The organism is Synechococcus sp. YX-04-1 (assembly GCF_030546365.1).
Classification (GTDB): domain Bacteria; phylum Cyanobacteriota; class Cyanobacteriia; order PCC-6307; family Cyanobiaceae; genus Parasynechococcus.
In genome coordinates, this window is sequence record NZ_JAUONZ010000030.1 from 1 (window position 1) to 508 (window position 508).

The 508-nt window shown below is 64.2% G+C and carries 1 protein-coding gene; it reads left to right on the plus strand.

Annotated elements, in window-relative coordinates; genetic code table 11:
* Window positions 1-206 precede the first annotated feature (206 nt).
* A partial coding sequence (locus Q3Y53_RS13090; RefSeq protein WP_303536822.1) for a hypothetical protein occupies window positions 207-508 on the plus strand: 302 nt, incomplete at its 3' end.

Sequence of the window (508 nt, forward strand, 5' to 3'; positions counted from 1 at the left end):
GGGGCGCCACCGGCGAGACCCTGTCCGATCGGTTCGGTACGGATTGCTTCAAGAAACTTGAAGGGCATGCCGAGGTCGGTGCCGCGCATCTCGATGCCTGGGCGCGCAGCGCGGGGCAGGGCGACCTGGAAGCGCCCGAAGTGCTTCAGCTTCTGACGGTGCGACATCGCCGGGCCTCGCCGCCGAACGTTTGCGAGCAGCCACGAATGTCTTTGAAAGACCGCCGGGACTATCATGATTTTTTGACCACGCCGATCATCCGACAGGCGCTCACGGTCGTAGTTCCCGAATACGATCAGGTGGCGCCAGTGCTTGCCAAGCCAGTGCGTCCCGGTCTCCACGCCCTGGCGCAGGGCTCGCTCTTGCAGTGTTTCGCGCTGGCGGTCGGCGCCGGGCGGATCATTGAGGATCCGGTCAAATGGGCGATCTCAGTCATGCTCATGAGCGATGCGGAGGGGCAGGGACGGGTCCGGCAGGCGATTGACGCATGGCCTCTTTTTGTCGCCAG